Origin of the sequence: Duganella guangzhouensis (genome assembly GCF_009674535.1) — a bacterium.
In the GTDB taxonomy this organism is placed as follows: domain Bacteria; phylum Pseudomonadota; class Gammaproteobacteria; order Burkholderiales; family Burkholderiaceae_D; genus Rugamonas; species Rugamonas guangzhouensis.
The window spans coordinates 120,117-139,567 of sequence record NZ_WKJK01000013.1 but is presented as its reverse complement, the minus strand read 5'-3'; the positions used below and the strand labels follow the sequence as shown (position 1 = coordinate 139,567).

General features: G+C 61.7%; 14 protein-coding genes and 2 tRNA genes. 12 read left to right on the top strand and 4 right to left on the bottom strand.

The annotated features are described in order from the left end of the window. Positions 1–30: 30 nt before the first annotated feature. Positions 31–1,581 (top strand): tryptophan halogenase family protein, encoded by a 1,551-nt coding sequence (locus tag GJ699_RS23150; protein ID WP_154380759.1) that lies wholly within the window; start codon positions 31–33, stop codon positions 1,579–1,581. A gap of 101 nt (positions 1,582–1,682) precedes the next feature. Further along, positions 1,683–4,721: a TonB-dependent receptor gene (locus GJ699_RS23145; protein WP_154380757.1), complete on the top strand. Its 3,039-nt coding sequence runs from the start codon at positions 1,683–1,685 to the stop codon at positions 4,719–4,721. A 6-nt stretch (positions 4,722–4,727) separates the two neighbouring features. Here the strand turns inward: GJ699_RS23145 and GJ699_RS23140 are convergent, their stop codons facing one another. The 3 genes from GJ699_RS23140 to trxB form a co-directional block, all read right to left on the bottom strand. Continuing rightward, entirely contained in the window at positions 4,728–5,360 is a 633-nt protein-coding gene (locus tag GJ699_RS23140; RefSeq protein ID WP_154380755.1) for a trimeric intracellular cation channel family protein, read from the bottom strand. A 106-nt stretch (positions 5,361–5,466) separates the two neighbouring features. Continuing rightward, positions 5,467–6,132: a Smr/MutS family protein gene (locus GJ699_RS23135; protein WP_154380753.1), complete on the bottom strand. Its 666-nt coding sequence runs from the start codon at positions 6,130–6,132 to the stop codon at positions 5,467–5,469. Positions 6,133–6,137: 5 nt separating this feature from the next. After that, positions 6,138–7,091 (bottom strand): thioredoxin-disulfide reductase, encoded by a 954-nt coding sequence (trxB, locus tag GJ699_RS23130; RefSeq protein WP_154380751.1) that lies wholly within the window; start codon positions 7,089–7,091, stop codon positions 6,138–6,140. A gap of 213 nt (positions 7,092–7,304) precedes the next feature. On the opposite strand from trxB, the gene GJ699_RS23125 reads away from it, so the two are divergent. From GJ699_RS23125 to GJ699_RS23110, 4 genes are all read left to right on the top strand, one after another. After that, positions 7,305–9,707, top strand: a complete 2,403-nt coding sequence (locus tag GJ699_RS23125) for a DNA translocase FtsK (RefSeq protein ID WP_154380749.1) — start codon at positions 7,305–7,307, stop codon at positions 9,705–9,707. A 10-nt stretch (positions 9,708–9,717) separates the two neighbouring features. After that, positions 9,718–10,350 (top strand): outer membrane lipoprotein chaperone LolA, encoded by a 633-nt coding sequence (lolA, locus tag GJ699_RS23120; RefSeq protein WP_154380747.1) that lies wholly within the window; start codon positions 9,718–9,720, stop codon positions 10,348–10,350. Between the two features lie 62 nt (positions 10,351–10,412). Next, entirely contained in the window at positions 10,413–11,717 is a 1,305-nt protein-coding gene (locus tag GJ699_RS23115) for a replication-associated recombination protein A (RefSeq protein ID WP_154380745.1), read from the top strand. Between the two features lie 195 nt (positions 11,718–11,912). Then, positions 11,913–12,746: an alpha/beta fold hydrolase gene (locus tag GJ699_RS23110; RefSeq protein WP_154380743.1), complete on the top strand. Its 834-nt coding sequence runs from the start codon at positions 11,913–11,915 to the stop codon at positions 12,744–12,746. On the opposite strand, the gene GJ699_RS23105 is transcribed toward GJ699_RS23110, so the two are convergent. Beyond that, on the bottom strand, positions 12,743–13,162 hold the full coding sequence (locus tag GJ699_RS23105; protein WP_154380740.1) for a hypothetical protein: 420 nt from the start codon (positions 13,160–13,162) through the stop codon (positions 12,743–12,745). The genes GJ699_RS23110 and GJ699_RS23105 overlap by 4 nt on opposite strands. A gap of 254 nt (positions 13,163–13,416) precedes the next feature. Here GJ699_RS23105 and GJ699_RS23100 point away from each other — a divergent pair, with 254 nt between their 5' ends. The 6 genes from GJ699_RS23100 (at position 13,417) to GJ699_RS23075 (ending at position 19,449) form a co-directional block, all read left to right on the top strand. After that, complete coding sequence (locus tag GJ699_RS23100; RefSeq protein WP_154380738.1) at positions 13,417–13,620, top strand: hypothetical protein; 204 nt, start codon at positions 13,417–13,419, stop codon at positions 13,618–13,620. A 91-nt stretch (positions 13,621–13,711) separates the two neighbouring features. Then, positions 13,712–15,001 carry a serine--tRNA ligase gene (gene serS / locus GJ699_RS23095; RefSeq protein ID WP_154380736.1) on the top strand — a complete coding sequence of 430 codons (1,290 nt, stop codon included), beginning with the start codon at positions 13,712–13,714 and terminating at the stop codon, positions 14,999–15,001. Between the two features lie 67 nt (positions 15,002–15,068). Then, a tRNA-Ser gene (locus GJ699_RS23090) sits at positions 15,069–15,158 on the top strand. A 41-nt stretch (positions 15,159–15,199) separates the two neighbouring features. Next, positions 15,200–15,289, top strand: a tRNA-Ser gene (locus GJ699_RS23085). A gap of 671 nt (positions 15,290–15,960) precedes the next feature. After that, entirely contained in the window at positions 15,961–18,855 is a 2,895-nt protein-coding gene (locus tag GJ699_RS23080) for a TonB-dependent receptor (protein WP_154380734.1), read from the top strand. Positions 18,856–18,945: 90 nt separating this feature from the next. Beyond that, a complete protein-coding gene (locus GJ699_RS23075; RefSeq protein ID WP_154380732.1) occupies positions 18,946–19,449 on the top strand; it encodes a DUF2059 domain-containing protein in 504 nt (167 codons plus the stop codon). Positions 19,450–19,451: the final 2 nt, after the last annotated feature.

Below are 19,451 nucleotides of genomic sequence, written 5' to 3'. Positions count from 1 at the left end.
TGCCCATTCTGACCACCGCCAGGAGACCAGATGAGCAGCAATGACACGCACGGCGGCGCGATCCGCCGCATCGTCATCGTCGGCGGCGGCACCGCCGGCTGGATGACCGCCGCGCCGCTGGCCCAGCGCCTGGCGCGCCACCCGACCCAGCCCTGCGAAGTGACGCTGGTGGAATCGCCCGAGATCGGCACCATCGGGGTCGGCGAGGCCACCTTGCCTACGATCCGCGTCTACAACGCGGCGCTGGGCCTGGATGCCGACGACTTTGTCGCCAAGACCCAGGCCAGCTACAAGCTCGGCATCGAATTCAAGGATTGGGGCCACCTCGGCAACCGCTTCTTCCACGCCTTCGGCGATTTCGGCCCGGCGCTGGCCGGCTTCGGCGCGCACCAGCACTGGCTGCGCCTGGCGCAGGCCTTCAACCAGATGCCGGATCTGGAGAACTGGTCGATGCCCTCGGTGATGGCGCGCCACGGCAAGTTCGTGCCGCCGAATGAGGAAAATCCTGGCATGACCGACGCCTATTCCTACGGTTTCCATTTCGATGCCAGCCTGTACGCCGGCTATCTGCGCGAATATGCGGTGGCGCGCGGCGTCCATCGCGTCGAAGGCATGATTGTCGAGGTCGAACAGCATCCTGAAAGCGGCTTCGTCACCGCCGTCAAGCTGCGCGATGGCCGCCGCGTCGAAGGCGACCTGTTCATCGATTGCTCCGGCTTCCGCGGCTTGCTGATCGAGGGCGCGCTGAAGGCCGGCTACGAGGACTGGAGCAACTACCTGCCATGCAACAGCGCGCTGGCCGTGCCCTGCGCCTCGGCGCCGCAACTGACGCCCTACACCCGCTCAACAGCGCAAGAGGCGGGCTGGGTTTGGCGCATCCCGCTGCAGCACCGGATCGGCAATGGCCACGTGTACAGCAACGGCTTCACCAGCGACGAACAGGCACGCCGCGCGCTGCTCGACGGCCTTGACGGCGCCGCGCTGGACGAGCCGCGCCAAATCCGCTTCGTCACCGGGCGGCGGCGCAAGTCGTGGATCAAGAACGTGGTCGCGATCGGCCTGTCGGCCGGCTTCGTCGAGCCACTGGAGTCGACCAGCATCAACCTGATCGAAACGGCGGTGGGCAAGTTGCTGGAATTGTTCCCCGAGCGCGATTGCAACCCGACGCTGGCCGATGAATTCAACCGCGTCATGGGCATCCGCTACGAATCGGTGCGTGACTTCATCGTGCTGCACTACAAGCTGACCACGCGCGACGATTCCGAATTCTGGCGCTACTGCGCCCACATGGAAATCCCGGACTCGCTGCGCCATCAGATCGACCTGTTCCGCGAGACCGGGCGGGTGGCGATCGTCGATCGCGGCGGCTTCGCCGAGCCATCGTTCGTGGCGATGATGATGGGACTGGGCGCGGTGCCGAAGCGCTACGACCCGCTGGTCGACCGCGTCGAACTGCGCGCGGTGCACGGCCATTTTGCCGCGCTGCGCGACATGATCACGCAGGCGGTGGCGCGGATGCCGGATCACGGCGCCTATGTCGCGGCCCAGGCGGCAAGAGGCGCGCCTCGGGCCGCCGCATGAGACAGCAATCACCAACCTAGGGGAGGCAGCAAACTTTTCAAGAGCATGTAGCGCGTAGGATTTGTGACACATAAAAACCACCTGTAAGGGGAGAGAGACAATTGATTAAATTACAGAAAACTGCAATCGCCGCCGCGGTCGCGCAACTGGTCGTGCTGCACGCCAGCCCGGCATGGGCCCAGACCGCGGATGCCACCAGCCCAGGCACCACCGTGGTGGTGAGCGGCCAGCGCGCCGCGCTGCAATCGGCGCAAAAACTCAAGCAGGACGCCGACGAGGTCGTCGATTCGATCGTGGCCGAGGACATCGGCAAGCTGCCGGACCGCTCGGTCACCGAGGTGCTGCAGCGTATCGCCGGCGTCACCATCGACCGCAACATGGCGGGCGACCCGAACCGCCAGTCGGTCGAGGGCTCCGGCGTGTCGGTGCGCGGCCTGACCTATGTGCGCTCGGAAGTCAACGGCCGCGACGCCTTCTCGGCCGGCGGTGGCCGCTCGCTCGGCTTCGCCGATGTGGCACCGGAACTGATGGCGGGCGTCGACGTCTACAAGAATCCGTCGGCCGAGCAGGTCGAAGGCGCGGTGGCCGGCCTGGTCAATCTGCGCACCGCCATGCCGTTCGACTACAAAGGCTTCAAAGGCACCATGGGCGCGTCGGAAACCTATTCCACGCTGCGCCAGGGCCGGCCATCGCCGACCGCCACCTTCCTGATATCAAACCGCTGGAAGACCGATGCCGGTGAATTCGGCGCGCTGATCGATTTTGCCCACGCCAAGAGCCCGAGCCGCTCGGACGGCGTCAGCGTCGACCCCTACTATCCACACGTGAATTCCACCGACCCGGCGCTGTACGACCGCTCCAAGACGCAATGGATACCGCTCGGCGCCGGCTACCGCTCGCAGGACTTCGACCGCACCCGTCGCGGCGACTATGCCGCCTTCCAGTGGCGCCCGAGCCAGGACTTCACGGCGGCGCTGACCTACTTCAAGACCCACTACAAGGAAGATCTGGACGAGCACGTGGTGACGTCGTCCGAAGACAAGTGGTATCAGCAGGTGGCCAGCTCCAACGCGGTGTTCGACAGCAATGGCGCGTTCCAGAGCGGCACCATCTCCAACCCGACCTATGGCGGCTCGCCGTTCAACAGCTCGCAGCGCATCAACACGCGCGAATCCGGCACCCGCGACATCTCGCTGAACCTGCAGTGGCGGGTCTCGCCGTCCTGGAGCTGGAACAATGACTTCCAGCATGTGCGCTCGACCACCGAGGGCTTCGACGCCGACGTCTCGACCGGCTTCATCCTGCCGAACCAGACCATGGACATGACCGGCAAGGTACCGCAGATCAGCCTGGGTTCGGCGGCCTATATGGCGGACGCCAGCAACTACTACTGGGCCTACACCCAGGAGGCGCTGGACCGCGCCAAGGCGACGCAGAAGGCCTGGAAGTCCGACCTCAAGTATTCGTTCGATGATCCGGTGCTGCGCGATGTCCGCTTCGGCTTCCGCATGGCCGACCGCGACGGCGTCAACAACAAGGCGCAGAAGTTCTACAATTGGCAGGCGATTACCTTCCCGTGGATGGAGGGCTGGCAGATCAACGGCGTGGCGCGCCTGAGCGATCCGCGTTTCGCCGGCGGCGCCTCGCTGCAAACCATCGACAACTTCTTCGGCGGCAAATACACGCTGCCGGCGATGCTGTTCCCGGACGCCTCCACCGTGCGCGGCTTCCCTAACGAATGGGCCAAGATTCACGCCTACCACGATGTGCTGTGCGCGGAAAAAGGCTCGACCTGCGACGCCTGGAAGCCGGCCTCCTTCGACGACCCGGCCGCCACCAACACCCAAACCGAAAAGACCCGCGCCGCCTACACCCAGCTGCGCTTCGGCTGGGACGATCTGAAGTACCCGATCGACGGCAACGTCGGGGTGCGCTACGTGCGGACCAAGAACGCCGGCAGCGGTTACGTTTCGTACACCCAGCCGACCACGCCAAGCGTCGGCACTGGCGTCACCGCGACCGGCCTGAGCAACCTGATCAACATTGCTTCGTTCGCGGATCAGCAGTCGTTCAGCAACTCCTACAACAACTGGCTGCCTAGCCTGAACCTGCGCCTGAAGGCCAGCGAGCAACTGCAGTTCCGCTTCGCGGTGGCCAAAGCGATCGCGCGTCCGGACTTCAACCAGCTGCAGGTACAGACCACACTGAGTGCCCAGCACTTGCAGACGGTGACCCGCGACGCCTCGGGCAACACCACGGCAGTGCAGTTCAACGGCACCAGCCTGACCGGTACCAGCGATGGCAATCCGTTGCTGAAGCCGACCCGCTCCACCAACGTCGACCTGACCGCCGAGTGGTACTTCGCCAAAGCTGGTTCGCTGACGTTCTCGGCCTTTAACAAGGATCTGAAGGACATCATCGTCACCAAGAACTACGGCTACACCGCGACCGACACCAGTGGCAAGCAGCAGACCTTCGTGGTCACCGGTCCGGTCAACGGCGCCAAGGGCTATGCGCGTGGCTTCGAAATCGCGCACCAGCAGTACTACGATTTCGTGCCCGACTGGCTGCGCGGCATCGGCACCCAGGCCAGCTGGACTTATGTACAGAGCGAGCGCACGCTGAACGACCCGGTGTATGAAGCATGGTGCAAGGGCAACGACGCCTCGTCCAACTACAACCTGAGCCTCAACGGTTGCGATACCGACGGGCGCGCGTTCGGCAAGACCCCGCTGCAAGGGCTGTCGCGCAACACCATCAACTTCGCTGTCATGTACGAGAAGAATGGTCTGTCGATGCGTTTGGCTTACAACTGGCGCTCGCGCTATCTGCTGGGTGTGAATCAGTGGGGTAGCCGTGGCAACAATGGCCTGAGCACGGATCCAAGCTCCAGCTCCTACCTGATCCCGACCACCAACAACGACCAGGCGTTCGGCCTGCCGTTGTACCAGGCGGCGTACGGTCAGCTGGACGCGTCGATCTTCTATGACTTCACGGACCGTTTCCGTGTCGGCGTGGAGGGCACCAACCTGACCAACTCGTACACGCGTCAGATCATGGTGCAGCACTCGGGCGAGTTCACCCGCCAGGTGTTCATGAGCGGACCGCGTTACACGGTGCTGGCGCAGTACTCGTTCTGATGAGGATTACTGGTGACTCTTGAGGTGCAGGTCGAACTTCCAGGTCACCAGTCGCAGTATCGTGATGAAGGCGGCGCTGGTCCACAGCGCAAAGTCTTCGGAGACGTCGGTGTATTGCAGGCCGATGTAGAGCCAGGCGCCGAAGAAGGCGCAGATGGCATAGGGTTTGCCATCACGGAACACCATCGGCACTTCGTTGCAGACGATGTCGCGCAGCACGCCGCCGAAAATGCCGGTGATCACGCCCATCATGGCGGCGATGAACATCGGCATCTCGGCGGCTTGCGCCTGCGCCACGCTAGCCGCGGTAAACAGGCCGAGGCCGGTGGCGTCGGCCACCACGATCACCCGTTCGGAAATGATTTGGCGTACCGTGCGCATCAGCGGCGTCGCCACCAATGCCAGGACAAAGATCAGAATCGCGTATTCCTGGTGCTGGACCCAGAATAGCGGCCGCTTGTCGAGCAGGATGTCGCGCAAGGTGCCGCCGCCGAATGCGGCGATGAAGGCCACCGTGAACACGCCCACAATGTCCATGCGCTTGCGGCGCGCTTCGACAAATCCCGATAAGGCCCCGACCAGGATCGCCACGATTTCAATGACGGTAATCAGGGAGACGTGTACCGGGACGTGCTTCATGTAGGCTTATGGACAAGGTTGCAATGCACGTAGGTTAACATGCCGGCCTTGTGTCCGGTAGGGGTGTTGCACTATATCAACGCCGCGCGGCTGGCGCCGGAGGGGATTAGTAGCGCTGCGGCTGCAGGGCGGCGCGCAGCAGCACGATCAGCGCGCCTTCACCGCCTTCGTGATTGCGGGCCTGGCAGAAGGCGACCACGCCTTTTTGCACCAGCCAGCTGTGCACCATCGACTTCAGCACCGGCTCCTGGCCGCGCGAGCCAAAGCCGCGACCGTGAATCACGCACACGCAGCGGTGATTGCGCTGCTGGGCGCGGGTCAGGAAGGCGCCCAGCGCGTCGCGCGCCTGGTCGCGGTTCATGCCGTGCAGGTCCAATTCGTCCTGGATGGGCCAGTGGCCCTTGCGCATTTTCTTCATCACATCCGGGCCGACGCCCGGCGCCGAGTAGTTCAGCGCCGGATCGTCTTCCAGATAATGGTCGACTTCAAACAGATCGGACAGCGATTCCCGCAGCACCTGCGCATCGTCCTCGGCCTGGGTCAGCTTGCGCTTGGGCGCGTCGGCCGGCAACGCCGACTTGGGCGCCGCCTGCGGCACGTAACGGTCCGAGGCCGGCATTTTCTGCACGCCCTTGAGCGCGGTCTGGAACACATTGGCTTCCACCACCCGCTGCTTTTCCTGTTTGACGCGCTCCTTCTGTTCGACGGCGCGCGTCTCAGCCTGCTCCCGGAGCTGCTTGCCCAGGGATTTCAGGTCTGCGAAGTCTTTCATGCCGATTACTCCTGGCCTTCCAGATAACGCTGGGCGTCCAGCGCGGCCATGCAACCGGTGCCGGCGCTGGTGATCGCCTGACGGTAGATGTGGTCTTGCACGTCGCCGGCGGCAAACACGCCCGGCACGCTGGTGGCGGTGGCCATGCCTTCGGAGCCGGTTTTGGTCTTGATGTAGCCGTTGTGCATGTCCAGCTGGCCTTCGAAGATGCCGGTGTTCGGCTTGTGGCCGATCGCCACGAACAGGCCGTGCACCTCGATATCGGTGGTCGCGCCGGTGTCGGTCGACTGGATCTTGACGCCGGTGACGCCGCCTTCATTGCCCAGCACTTCCTGCAGCGTGTGGTTGTACTTGATTTCGACCTTGCCTTCGGCCACTTTGGCGTTCAGGCGGTCGATCAGGATGGCTTCGGCGCGGAATTTGTCGCGGCGGTGCACCAGTGTGACTTTCTTGGCGATATTGGACAGGTACAGCGCTTCCTCGACCGCAGTGTTGCCGCCGCCGATCACCGCCACGTCCTGGTTGCGGTAGAAGAAACCGTCGCAGGTAGCGCAGGCTGACACGCCTTTGCCCATGAATTCCTGCTCCGACGGCAGGCCCAGGTACTGGGCCGAGGCGCCGGTGGCGATGATCAGCGCGTCGCAGGTGTACTCATGGCTGTCGCCGATCAGGCGGATTGGTTTTTCTTGCAACTTGACGGTATGGATGTGGTCAAACACGATTTCGGTGTTGAAACGCTCGGCGTGCTGCAGGAAACGCTGCATCAGGTCCGGACCGGTCACGCCCATCGGGTCGGCTGGCCAGTTTTCCACGTCGGTGGTGGTCATCAGCTGGCCGCCTTGTTCGACGCCGGTCACCAGCATCGGCTTCAGATTGGCGCGGGCAGCGTAGATGGCGGCGCTGTAGCCGGCAGGGCCGGAGCCGAGAATCAGTACGCGTGCGTGTTTAGGAGTGGTCATGGCAGGCTTCTTTGTAGTGTTGGATTAATCCGAATGTGGGGGCGCGCGCAAGGGCGGCAAGGGCATGCCGCTATTGCAATTGCGCAAGCAATACAAGATTATAGTGCAAGCAGGGACTCAGGATGAATCGTGGGGGCGGATGTCGCCCTTATGCCTTAGAATACCGCCAAAGGAATATTTCCTGACCGCCAACATCGCAACACCTTTATACCTATGAGCAGTAAAAAAGTTCAGGAACGCACGCCGAAAGCGAGCGCGTCCGCCTCGTCCGGCTACACCCGCACCCCGACCGAACGCCAGCCCTTGCCGAACCGGCTGGTGCGGCTGCTGTCGGAGGCGCGGTGGCTGGCGCTGGCCGTGCTGGGCGCGTATTTCGTGCTGATCCTGGCCAGTTATCACAAAATGGACCCGGGTTGGTCGCACGGCACACTGGTGCCCGAGGTGCACAACCTGGGCGGCCGCGCCGGCGCCTGGCTGTCGGATCTGCTGCTGTACATTTTCGGCATCTCCGCCTGGTGGTGGGCGTTTTGTTTATTGCGCGTGGTGTGGAAGGGTTACCGTGGCCTGACGCATAAATATGTGCTGGCGCAGGAGCCGGAGCCCGAACACGCGCAGGAGCCGCTGATACGCGGCATCGGTTTCGTGCTGCTGTTTATCGGCAGCGTTGGGCTGGAATTCTTGCGCCTGCGCACGCTGACCAGCCATGCCGAGTTGCCGCGCGTGTCGGGCGGCGTGCTGGGCGAGCTGATCGGCCATTCGGCGCATGTGGCGTTCGGCTTCACCGGCGCTACTTTGCTGCTGTTGCTGCTGTTCGGGCTGGGTTTCAGCCTGTTCTTCCAGGTATCCTGGATGGCCGTGGCCGAGCGTCTCGGCGGCGCGGTCGAGGGCATGATCGAATGGTTCATCCAGCGCTATCAGTACCGTGAAGACCGCCGCCAGGGCGAGGTCGCAGCGGTCAAGCGCGAGGAAGTGGTGGTGCACGAGCGCGCCAAGCATGTCGAGAAGCATCCGGTGGCGGCGCCGACCATCAAGGTCGAGCCGCAGGTGATCACGGTGGTCAAGTCGGAGCGGGTCGAGAAGGAGCGCCAGGCCAGCCTGTTCACCGATCTGCCGCGCGCCGGCGGCGATGCCGCCTTGCCGGCACTGTCGCTGCTGGACGATGCGCCCGAAACACAGGAAACGTTGTCGATCGAGACGCTGGAATTCACCAGCCGCCTGATCGAGAAGAAACTGTCGGACTTTGGCGTCGAAGCCAAGGTGGTGGCGGCGTATCCCGGCCCCGTGGTGACGCGCTATGAAATCGAGCCGGCCACCGGCGTCAAGGGTAGCCAGATCGTCAATCTGGCGCGCGACCTGGCGCGTTCGCTGTCGCTGACCTCGATTCGCGTGGTCGAGACCATTCCGGGCAAGAATTTCATGGCGCTGGAGTTGCCGAATCCGAAGCGCCAGATCGTGCGCCTGAGCGAAATCGTCGGTTCCAAGGTCTACAACGACAACGCCTCGCCACTGACGGTGGCGCTGGGCAAGGACATCGCTGGCAAGCCGGTGGTGGCCGACCTGGCCAAGATGCCGCACTTGCTGGTGGCGGGTACCACCGGCTCCGGTAAATCGGTGGGTATCAACGCCACCATCCTGTCGCTGCTGTACAAGTCCGATCCGAAAGACGTGCGGATGATCCTGATCGATCCGAAGATGCTGGAGATGTCGGTGTACGAAGGCATTCCGCATCTGCTGGCGCCGGTGGTGACCGATATGCGCCAGGCCGGTCACGCGCTGAACTGGGCGGTCAACGAGATGGAGCGCCGCTACAAGCTGATGTCCAAGCTGGGCGTGCGTAATCTGGCCGGCTACAACGCCAAGATCGCCGAGGCCAAGAAGAAGGAAGAACACATCCCGAATCCGTTCAGCCTGACGCCGGATTCGCCGGAGCCGCTGGAAAAACTGCCAACCATCGTCATCATCATCGACGAGCTGGCCGACCTGATGATGGTGGTCGGCAAGAAGGTGGAAGAGCTGATCGCTCGTATCGCGCAAAAGGCCCGTGCGGCCGGCCTGCACTTGATTCTGGCGACCCAGCGCCCATCTGTAGACGTGATTACCGGCCTGATTAAAGCCAATATTCCAACCCGGATCGCGTTCCAGGTATCGTCCAAGATCGACTCGCGTACCATTCTGGACCAGATGGGCGCGGAAACCCTGCTGGGCATGGGTGACATGCTGTATATGCCGCCCGGTACCGGATTACCGGTGCGGGTCCACGGCGCGTTCGTGTCGGATGACGAGGTGCACCGGGTGGTGAAACATCTGAAGACCACCGGCGAGCCGGACTACATCGAGGGCATCCTCGAAGGCGGCACGCTGGAAGGCGAGGCGGGCGGCGCCGAAGGCGGTGTCCCGGGCGAGGGCGGCGGCGAGGCCGATCCGATGTACGATCAGGCAGTGCAGGTGGTGCTGAAGAACCGCCGTGCCTCGATCTCGCTGGTGCAGCGTCATCTGCGCATCGGCTACAACCGCGCGGCGCGCCTGCTGGAGCAAATGGAAAATAGCGGCGTGGTCTCGGCCATGCAATCGAACGGCAACCGCGACATTCTCGTGCCGGCTGCCAGTGCAGAATAAAAGGAAACATATGACGCGTTTTAAATCGTTGGCGGCGCTGACCGCCGGCCTGCTGCTGGCGGGCTTTGCCCATGCTAGCGCGCTGGAGCAGTTCAAGTCCTTCGTGGCGTCGACCAAGGCGGCCAAGGGCGAATTCGTGCAGACCCAGGTGAAGAACGCCAATGGCGAGGCGCCCAAGGCCGGCAAGAATTCCAGCGGTACCTTCGTGTTTGCCCGTCCGGGCAAGTTCATCTGGACTTACACCAAGCCCTACGACCAGGTGCTGCAGGCCGATGGCGAGCAGCTGTTCATCTACGACAAGGATCTGAACCAGGTCACGGTGAAAAAGCTGGGTGATGCGCTGGGCTCGTCGCCGGCCGCGATTCTGTTCGGCAGCAATGACCTGGAAAAGAGCTTCACGCTGTCCGAGGGCGGCAGCCGCGATGGCCTGGAGTGGCTGAAGGCGGTGCCGAAAGCCAAGGATTCCAGCTTCGAGCAAATCGCCATTGGCCTGCGCAATGGCGTGCCGGAGGCGATGGAGTTGAAGGATTCCTTCGGCCAGACCTCGGTGCTGAAGTTCAGCAAGCTGGAAAAAAATCCGGCGCTGAACGCCACCAGTTTTAAATTCGTCATGCCGAAGGGCGCGGACGTATTCAATAATTAATCAGGTAGTGACCGATTCCAACGCCGCAGCTGCGACGCTGCGGCGTTTTTCCATTTCAGATCATGGCAGATTTATTTTCCACCGAACCGCGCCAACCGCTGGCCGAAGCGCTGCGGCCCAAGACGCTTGACGATGTCGTCGGCCAGCGCCACCTGCTGGCGCCGGGCAAGCCGCTGCGCCTGGCATTCGAGTCGGGCCAGCCGCATTCGATGATTTTGTGGGGGCCGCCGGGCGTGGGCAAGACCACGCTGGCGCGCCTGACCGCCAAGGCGTATGACTGCGAGTTTATCGCGCTGTCGGCGGTGTTTTCCGGCGTGAAGGATATCCGCGCCGCGATGGAGCAGGCGCAGCACAATCTGGACATGGGCAAGCACACCATCCTGTTTGTCGACGAGATCCACCGTTTTAACAAGTCGCAGCAGGACGCCTTGCTGCCGTATGCCGAATCGGGCCTGGTGACGCTGATCGGCGCCACCACCGAAAATCCTTCGTTCGAAGTGAACTCGGCGCTGCTATCGCGCGCCCAGGTCTACGTGCTGAAGTCGTTCGACGAAAGCGAGCTGCGGCAGATGGTCGACCGCGCGCGCGACAAAGTGCTGAGCCAGCTGGAGTTCGAAGACGCCGCCATCGACACGCTGATCGGCTACGCCGATGGCGACGGCCGCCGTCTGCTGAATCTGCTGGAAGTGACCAACACCGCCGCCAACGCCGCCAAGACCAACCAGATCACCGCCGAGTTCATCCAGAACGCGCTGACCCTGAACGCGCGCCGTTTCGACAAGGGCGGCGACAATTTCTACGACCAGATCTCGGCGCTGCACAAATCGGTGCGCGGCTCGAATCCGGACGCCGCGCTGTACTGGCTGTGCCGCATGCTGGACGGCGGCGCCGACGCGCGCTACCTGTCGCGCCGCATCGTCCGCATGGCGTGGGAAGACATCGGCCTGGCCGATCCGCGCGCGATGCAGATTGCCAACGACGCCGCCAACACCTACGAACGGCTCGGCTCGCCGGAGGGCGAACTGGCGCTGGGGCAGGCCGTGATCTACCTGGCCATCGCCGCCAAGAGCAACGCCGGCTACAACGCCTTCAACGAAGCCATGGCCTTCGTCCGCAAGGACAAGTCGCGCGAAGTGCCGGTCCACCTGCGCAACGCCCCGACCAAGCTGATGAAGGAACTCGGCTACGGTCACGAATACCGCTACGCCCACGACGAACCGCACGCCTACGCCGCCGGCGAAACCTACTTCCCCGACGATATGCGCGAACCCGGCTGGTATCAACCGGTCCCGCGCGGCCTCGAAACCAAAATCGCCGACAAAATGGCCTTCCTGCGCAAGCTGGACGAAGACGCCGGCAAGCCCTGACGCGGGCCACACGCCGGCGCTGTATCAGCCGCATAAGCCGAGCTCGTGTCCACTTCGGGGTCTGACCCCGAAGTGGACACGAGCTCGGCTTATGTAGCCGGAGGAGGGGTGTCGTCTACAACTAGCTGCTTTTCGTGCGGGATGGTTGTTGTTAAGATAGATCACTCAACAGTCCGCAGCGTTTAAGGGAGCAGCATGCAGCCAGCCATGGTGGTTGACAATGTCGACGTATTTATCGAAGGCGAGGGCACCGAAACCATCGTCATGATCCACGGCTGGCCGGACACCTACCGCGTGTGGGATGCTCAGGTGGCTGAGTTGAAGCAGCGCTATCGCTGCGTGCGCTTCACGCTGCCTGGCTTTGACCGCAGCAAGCCGCGCCGCTCTTATTCGCTGAATGCGATGTTGCGCGTGCTGCTGCACATTGTGAATAGCGTCAGCCGCAAGGAAAAAGTCATTCTGATGCTGCATGACTGGGGCTGCGTGTTCGGTTACGAGTTTTATATGCGGAACAAGGCGCTGGTGTCGGCCATCATTGGCGTCGACATCGGCGACGCGCAGTCCAAGGCCACCAACCGCTCACGCTCGATCGGCCAGAAGCTGATGGTCAGCGGTTACCAGAGCACGCTGGCGCTGGCCTGGGCCATGGGCGGCCCGCTGGGCGACGTCATGACCCGCACCATGGCCAAGGTGCTGGGCGCGCCATCCGAAGGCGCTTACATCAGCTCGGGCATGAATTATCCGTATTACATTCTGACCGCCGGCGCGGCCGGTTCCTACAACTCGCTGGTGCCGTTCGTGCCCAGGGTGCCGATGCTGTACATCTATGGCATCCGCAAGCCCTTCATGTTTCATTCGCCGCAATGGACTGAAACCATGGCGGCGCGCGATGGCTGCAAGGTGGTGGCGATGGAAACCGACCACTGGCCGATGCTGCGCCAGCCGGAACGCTTCAACGATATCGTCATCCAGTGGCTGGACAAGCCCGCCGTCAACGATGAAAACACCGATGAAGAGGATGCCGCTTAACGCAGGCGGATCGGTTTCAGGTAGGGAGCGAACGGTGGCGGCGGTAGTTGCGCGTCGGCGTAGGCCTGGCGGAAGCATTCGGCCTTCTTGCCTTCGACGTCGGTGGTGCTGCGCGTGACCTTGCCGGCCGCGTCCAGCGTCAGCACGATCACCACTGGATACTTCGATAAGTCGTGGCAATTGCCGCGCTCGTCGAGCTTCCTGGCGTTGTTATAGTTCAGCGAGACTTCCTCGTACTTGGTGGCCTTGTCGTTCGGGAACTGAGCGTTGAATTTGTTCATCTCGCCCGCGAAGTTGGGATTGGCCGGCGGCGCCGGTTCATCCTTGCCGCCTGGACCACCCATGGTCGAGCAGCCCGTGGCAATCATCATCACGGCGCTGGCCGCTGCGATTTTCATCAGGTTATTGGTTTTCATTACTTCTCCTTGAGGACTGTACTGTTGAGTACATAGTACAAATTTCAAGGATTGTGTGGCGCACGATTAGTTGCGTAGGAGAAATCCTACAATAACCGCCGCCATGCCCCCAGGCAGACGTCTTTCCACCGGTTTTTTGCACTTCAGACGCGCTTTTCAGCGCTTCGTCGCATCCCCATCGCGAGCCGGAACGCCTTTAGGTACAGTACAACCATACCGCAGCACATATAAACCAACCCCTGAAGGAGTCCATCATGAACATCGCTAAAAACATGGAAGTTATCTTTGTCGCCGCTGCCATCATCGGCGCCGCCACCAGCTTCGCCACCGCTTCGGAACGCGTCGACTTCGTCATGCCGGCCAGCAAAGTGGTCGCAGTCGCCCAGGCTGACACCAGCATGCCAACCGTGACCATTACCGCCAAACGCCTGACCGCCGCCGAAAAAGCTGCGCTGTAATGGCGGCAGCCGGCGGGCTGCGCAAAACTCGCTAGTAGTGAGCTTGGTCTTGGTACAATGGACGTTTTCGAAACAAACGGCTCTTGTTCCCATGATTGATATCCAACTGCTCCGTAAAGATATAGCCACCGTCGCCGCGCGCCTGGCGACCCGCAAGTTCCAGCTCGATGTGGACGCGTTCAACGCGCTCGAATCGGAACGCAAAGCGATCCAGACGCGCACCGAAGAACTGCAGGGCAAGCGTAATTCGCAGTCCAAGCTGATCGGCATGATGAAGGGCAAGGGCGAAGACACCAGCGCCCTGATGGCGGAAGTGGCCGGCCTGGGCGACGAGCTCAAGGCCAATGAAGTCAAACTGGGCGAACTGCAGGCCAAGCTGGGCGATTTCCTGCAAACCATCCCGAACCTGCCGCACGAGTCGGTCCCGGTCGGCAACGACGAAACTGGCAACGTGGAAGTGCGCAAGAGCGGCACCCCGCGCAGCTTCGATTTCGAGATCAAGGATCACGTTGACGTCGGCGCCCCGCTGGGCCTGGACTTCGACACCGCGACCAAGCTGACCGGCTCGCGCTTCTCGGTGATGAAAGGCGGCATCGCTCGTCTGCACCGCGCGCTGGCGCAGTTCATGCTGAACACCCACACCGATGAGCACGGCTACACCGAGTGCTACACCCCCTATATGGTCAACGCCGATTCGCTGCGCGGCACCGGCCAGCTGCCCAAGTTCGAAGCCGATCTGTTCTCGGTGAAGAAGGGCGGCGCGGAAGGCGAGGGCGAGACCTTCTACCTGATCCCGACCTCGGAAGTGTCGCTGACCAATATCGTGCGCGACGAGATCATCGCCGCCGACGCGTTGCCGCTGAAGATGACCGCCCACACCCCATGCTTCCGCTCGGAGGCGGGCAGCTACGGCCGCGACACCCGCGGCATGATCCGCCAGCACCAGTTCGACAAAGTCGAGATGGTGCAGGTGGTGCATCCGGAGCAGTCGTACGGCGCGCTGGAACAGATGGTCGGCCACGCCGAAACCATTTTGCAGCGTCTGGGCCTGCCATACCGCGTGATGTCGCTGTGCACCGGTGATATGGGCTTTGGCGCCACCAAGACCTACGATCTGGAAGTGTGGCTGCCGGCGCAGAACACCTACCGTGAAATCTCGTCGCTGTCGAACTGCGAATCCTTCCAGGCGCGCCGCATGCAGGCGCGCTTCCGCAACGCCCAGGGCAAGCCGGAACTGCTGCACACGCTGAACGGTTCGGGCCTGGCGGTGGGGCGCACGCTGGTCGCAGTGCTGGAGAATTATCAGCAGGCGGACGGCTCGGTGGAGATCCCGGAAGTGCTGCGTCCGTACATGGGCGGACAAACGCATTTAAAAGCGTAACTTTGCCCTTCCATTTTCTCAAGCACCTGCTATAATCTTGCCTTCTCGCAGCAGCAGGTGGGAAAACGGAGAGGTGGCAGAGTGGTCGATTGTACTTGACTCGAAATCAAGCGATGGGTCAAACCATCCGTGGGTTCGAATCCCACCCTCTCCGCCATTTGTTTGGATGTGAGAAAAAGTAGTAAAAATGCGTTACCAGGAGAGGTGGCAGAGTGGTCGATTGTACTTGACTCGAAATCAAGCGATGGGTCAAACCATCCGTGGGTTCGAATCCCACCCTCTCCGCCAATATTCAGAAAAAAGCCCCGAGTAATCGGGGCTTTTTTTATCCATTTATTCCCCGTCCTATTTAAACCGGCTGATCCGTTTATTAGCCTGGTTTCATGTCGCAGTGAATTTTATATCCCCCGTTTTATTTGCTTTCGCTAGCCGTTGGTGCAATTGCAACAGCGAATCGCACCGCCATGATGCACAGCCGCGCAAGTAGCGTTTTGGTCTCATCAACAGCACTTTGTTGGTGAAAAGTCGCGCTGTTTTCTCCCTGGCTCGGCCATGCTGCAAGCGCACAAACCGCGCCAACACCCGCGCCGCGACCTGTCAATCCCTCTTAATTTATGTAAATTGGTGTTAAGTCACGTTTATTTTTGTATAGAGATTATTTCGGCTTTGCTGCATTGCGAAAAGAATATCGCCGCACGAATTTGGGGCGTACACGCACCAATTAGGTTCATTTGCGCACCCAAACCGAATAAGCTATGGCAAAAAACGAGAATGGAGAAATTAATGTGTTGTTTTATCACCATAGAATATGGACATAAAATTGACATTGATCCTTTGGCTATGGTCTGATTGGAACCGTTTTCGTCACAAGACGGTTACATTTAGACATATCAGTATGGACGGTCTTTACCCAGGCCATTCCACCAATTCAGGCATGAGAGCCAGAAGGAGTTTTTTACATGAAGTTGCGTATGAAATCGATGCCCGACGCGATCTTACAAGTGATCGCCAGCGGCGCATTCACGGTTGCAGCCATCACCCCAGCCATGGCCCAGCAAGCAGCCGGTAGCGAACCCGTCCAGAAAGTTGTCGTGACCGGCTCCCTGATCAGCCGCACCGATACCGAAACCGCAACCCCAGTGCAAGTGCTGACCGCGCAGGACATCCAGCGCAGCGGCAAGACCTCGGTTGCCGAACTGCTGAGTGACCTGGCCGCCAACGGCGCTGGTACCCTCGGTACTGGCTTCTCCGGCGCCTTCGCCAACGGCGCGTCCGGTGTCTCGCTGCGCGGTCTGACCGTCGGCGCGACCCTGGTGCTGGTCGACGGTCACCGCCTGGCCCCGTATCCGCTGTCGGACGATTCGCAGCGCTCCTTCGTCGATGTGTCGTCGATTCCATTTGACGCCATCGACAGCATTGAAATCCTGAAAAGCGGCGCGTCGTCGATCTACGGCTCCGACGCGATCGCCGGCGTGGTCAACATCAAGCTGAAAAAGAACCTGAACGGCACCCGCGTCAGCGCTGAAGGTGGCGACACCCAGCACGGCGGCGGCAAAACCAAGCGCGCCTCGATCAGCACCGGCTTCGGGGACCTGGACGCCGACGGCTACAACGCCTTCATCACCGCCGAATGGCGCCGCCAGGACGCGATCAAAGTGTCCGACCGCGACAGCAACGACTGGGCCAACCGTGACTGGCGTTCGCGCGGCGGTAACAATCTGACCCTGGGCGCGCCGGTCGCCGGCCTCGACGCCAGCGGCAAGCCACGCAGCATCAACAGCTTCCTGACCGCGGCCAGCACCCCGTTCCTGTACACCCCGGGCACCGGCACCACCAGCAATGCGGCCAACTTCCAGTTCCTGGACTCCAGCTGCAACTACACCAAGTACATGGCCAACGGCTGCACCGTGCGCGACACCGTGTCGAACATCCAGCCGCAATCGGAAAACATCAACGTGCTGGCCGGCTTCACCAAGAAGCTGGGCGGCGACTGGGAACTGAATGCCAAGGCATCGCTGTTCCAGCGCAACAGCATCAACAACCGCGGCATGGGCGCGATCTACTCGCCGATCTCGTTCGCGGGTAACACCACCCTGGTCAACGGCGTGCTGACCGCCGGTGTCAACCGCATCGCCAGCACCACCTTCGCTCAAGGCGCGGTGGTCGGCAGCGGCGTCACCAACGGTCTGGCCGGCGCGGCCCGTCTGTACGGCTACATCCCTGGCGTGGATCCAACCAACACCCTGGACAACACCTCGAAAACCACCCGTTTCGCGGCTGACGTGCATGGCACCGCTTACGGCTGGGATGTCAACGCCGGCGCCGGTATCACCGAAGTCAAGACCGATATCGACTACAGCGGTTACATCGACCGTCCAGCCCTGTACGCAGCGCTGGCCAACGGCACCTTCAACGTCCTGGGCGGCAACGATCCATCGGTGCTGGCGAAAATCTCGCCACGCTTCAGCAACTCGCTGGATTCCAAGCTGAACTACCTGGACGCGGTCGCTTCGCGTGAATTGCTGCAGTGGGGCGCAGGTCCGGTGGCACTGGCAGTTGGCGCGCACTGGCACAAACGCGAGCAGAACTCGCCACCAGCCGGCCCAACCCTGACTGGCCAAGTGGCCTCGACCTCGGCCTTCGTGATCGGCGACGAGACCAACACCGCCATCTTCTCCGAGCTGCAAGCGACCCCGATCAAGGATCTGGAGCTGCACCTGTCCGGCCGTTATGACCACTACGACACCTACGGCCACTCGTTCACCCCGGCCGCCAGCTTCAAGTGGGCACCAACCAAGCAGATCGGTTTCCGCGGCACCTTCGCCAAGGGCTTCCGCGCGCCTAACCCGGCCGAAGTGGGCAATGCAGGTTCGTTCTTCACCTTCAACGCCATTCCTGACCCGATCCTGTGCCCGGACGGCAACCAGAACACCAAAGGCAACGTACCGTCGCAGTGCGCGATCAACCCACCGTACGTGCAGACCACCAACAAGGATCTGAAGCCTGAGAAATCGAAGTCCTACACCTTCGGCGTGATCGTGGAGCCAGTCAAAGGTCTGAACGCGACCCTGGACTACTACTACATCGAAGTGAACGATCAGATCGTGACCGCAGCCGGCAACCTGCCAGGCTTCGTACCGACCTTCGTGCGCGTGCCAGCGACCCAGATGGACATCTCCAACGGCGACGGCACCACCTCGGTGGGTACGCCTAGCGTTGGTACCGCCGCGTATGCGATTTCGCCATACATCAACGGTGGCACCACCAAGACCGACGGTCTGGAAGCTGACATCGGCTACCGCTGGCGCCTGGGTGACCTGGGCACCATTCGCGCCAACCTGAGCGCTACCCACATCCTGAGCTACAAAACCATCGCGGTTGACGGCACCACCTACGAGCTGGCGGGCACCCAAGGCCCATCCAGCGTGTCGGGCGCAACCGGCAACCCGAAAGACCGTGCTCAGCTGACCCTGGGTTACGCTCGTGGCCCATGGGATCTGAACGCAACCATCAACTACACCAGCTCGTTCTCGACGCTGGATGAGTCGGTTGGCGCCACCAGCTGCGATTCGACCGGTCTGGATGCCGGTGGTCGTACCTACTTCCAAGGCAAGGTACAACCGGCGCAGTACTGCCGCGTGTCGTCGTTCACCACCACCAACCTGAATCTGCAGTACAAGGTCAATCAAAACCTGACCCTGCGCGCTGCGATTCTGAACCTGTTCGACAAGCAGCCGCCGATCGACGTCGGTACCTACGGCAACGCCGGTGCCCAGACCTCGTACAACGCCTCGCTGCACCAGGCAGGCGCGATTGGCCGCTTCTTCTCGGTGGGCGCCGCCTACCAGTTCTAATCTGATCAGATAGAGCGCACGAAACGGGTACCTTCGGGTACCCGTTTTTTTTGCTCAGGCTAGAATGCGGAAGAATTTTAAGGAGAAAGAATGAAGTCGATCGCAACAGCAATCATCGCCACCCTGTTGGCCGGCGCCGCGCACGCCGCCACGCCCAATCCGGACGCCACTCAGGTCAAGGCCGCGCACGACCTGCTGGCCGCCATGCAGGCTGAAAAAATGATGCGCATGACTGCGGGCGCCAGCAAATACGCGTCGCCCGAGCAGCGCAAGCAGGTGATGGACAAGGTTATTAAACTGCAGCCGGAGTTCGTCTACACCAGGCTGGCGACGCCGGTGGCCAAGTTGCTGAGCACGGAAACCGCGCTGGAAATGACCCGGTTTTACCAATCCAGCTACGGCAAGAAAGTGCTGCACGATACCTACAACAGCGGCGCCCAGTTGTACCCGAGCGTGCCGAAGCCGACCCCGGCCGAGCAGGCCGAACTGAAGAAGCCCGCCTATCTCAAGGCGGACAAGGAATTCAAGGCCAACGAACAGGCCATCAACCATGAAACCTTCGTGCTGCTGAAGGAAGTCATCAACGGCAAATAAGG

Bases quoted from the DNA above. Each gene is read 5' to 3' on its own strand.
- lolA (WP_154380747.1), top strand. From the start codon at position 9,718: ATGACGCGTTTTAAATCGTTGGCGGCGCTGACCGCCGGCCTGCTGCTG.
- GJ699_RS23080 (WP_154380734.1), top strand. From the start codon at position 15,961: ATGAAGTTGCGTATGAAATCGATGCCCGACGCGATCTTACAAGTGATC.
- GJ699_RS23115 (WP_154380745.1), top strand. From the start codon at position 10,413: ATGGCAGATTTATTTTCCACCGAACCGCGCCAACCGCTGGCCGAAGCG.
- serS (WP_154380736.1), top strand. From the start codon at position 13,712: ATGATTGATATCCAACTGCTCCGTAAAGATATAGCCACCGTCGCCGCG.
- trxB (WP_154380751.1), bottom strand. From the start codon at position 7,091: ATGACCACTCCTAAACACGCACGCGTACTGATTCTCGGCTCCGGCCCT.
- GJ699_RS23140 (WP_154380755.1), bottom strand. From the start codon at position 5,360: ATGAAGCACGTCCCGGTACACGTCTCCCTGATTACCGTCATTGAAATC.
- GJ699_RS23150 (WP_154380759.1), top strand. From the start codon at position 31: ATGAGCAGCAATGACACGCACGGCGGCGCGATCCGCCGCATCGTCATC.
- GJ699_RS23100 (WP_154380738.1), top strand. From the start codon at position 13,417: ATGAACATCGCTAAAAACATGGAAGTTATCTTTGTCGCCGCTGCCATC.
- GJ699_RS23075 (WP_154380732.1), top strand. From the start codon at position 18,946: ATGAAGTCGATCGCAACAGCAATCATCGCCACCCTGTTGGCCGGCGCC.
- GJ699_RS23110 (WP_154380743.1), top strand. From the start codon at position 11,913: ATGCAGCCAGCCATGGTGGTTGACAATGTCGACGTATTTATCGAAGGC.
- GJ699_RS23135 (WP_154380753.1), bottom strand. From the start codon at position 6,132: ATGAAAGACTTCGCAGACCTGAAATCCCTGGGCAAGCAGCTCCGGGAG.
- GJ699_RS23105 (WP_154380740.1), bottom strand. From the start codon at position 13,162: ATGAAAACCAATAACCTGATGAAAATCGCAGCGGCCAGCGCCGTGATG.
- GJ699_RS23125 (WP_154380749.1), top strand. From the start codon at position 7,305: ATGAGCAGTAAAAAAGTTCAGGAACGCACGCCGAAAGCGAGCGCGTCC.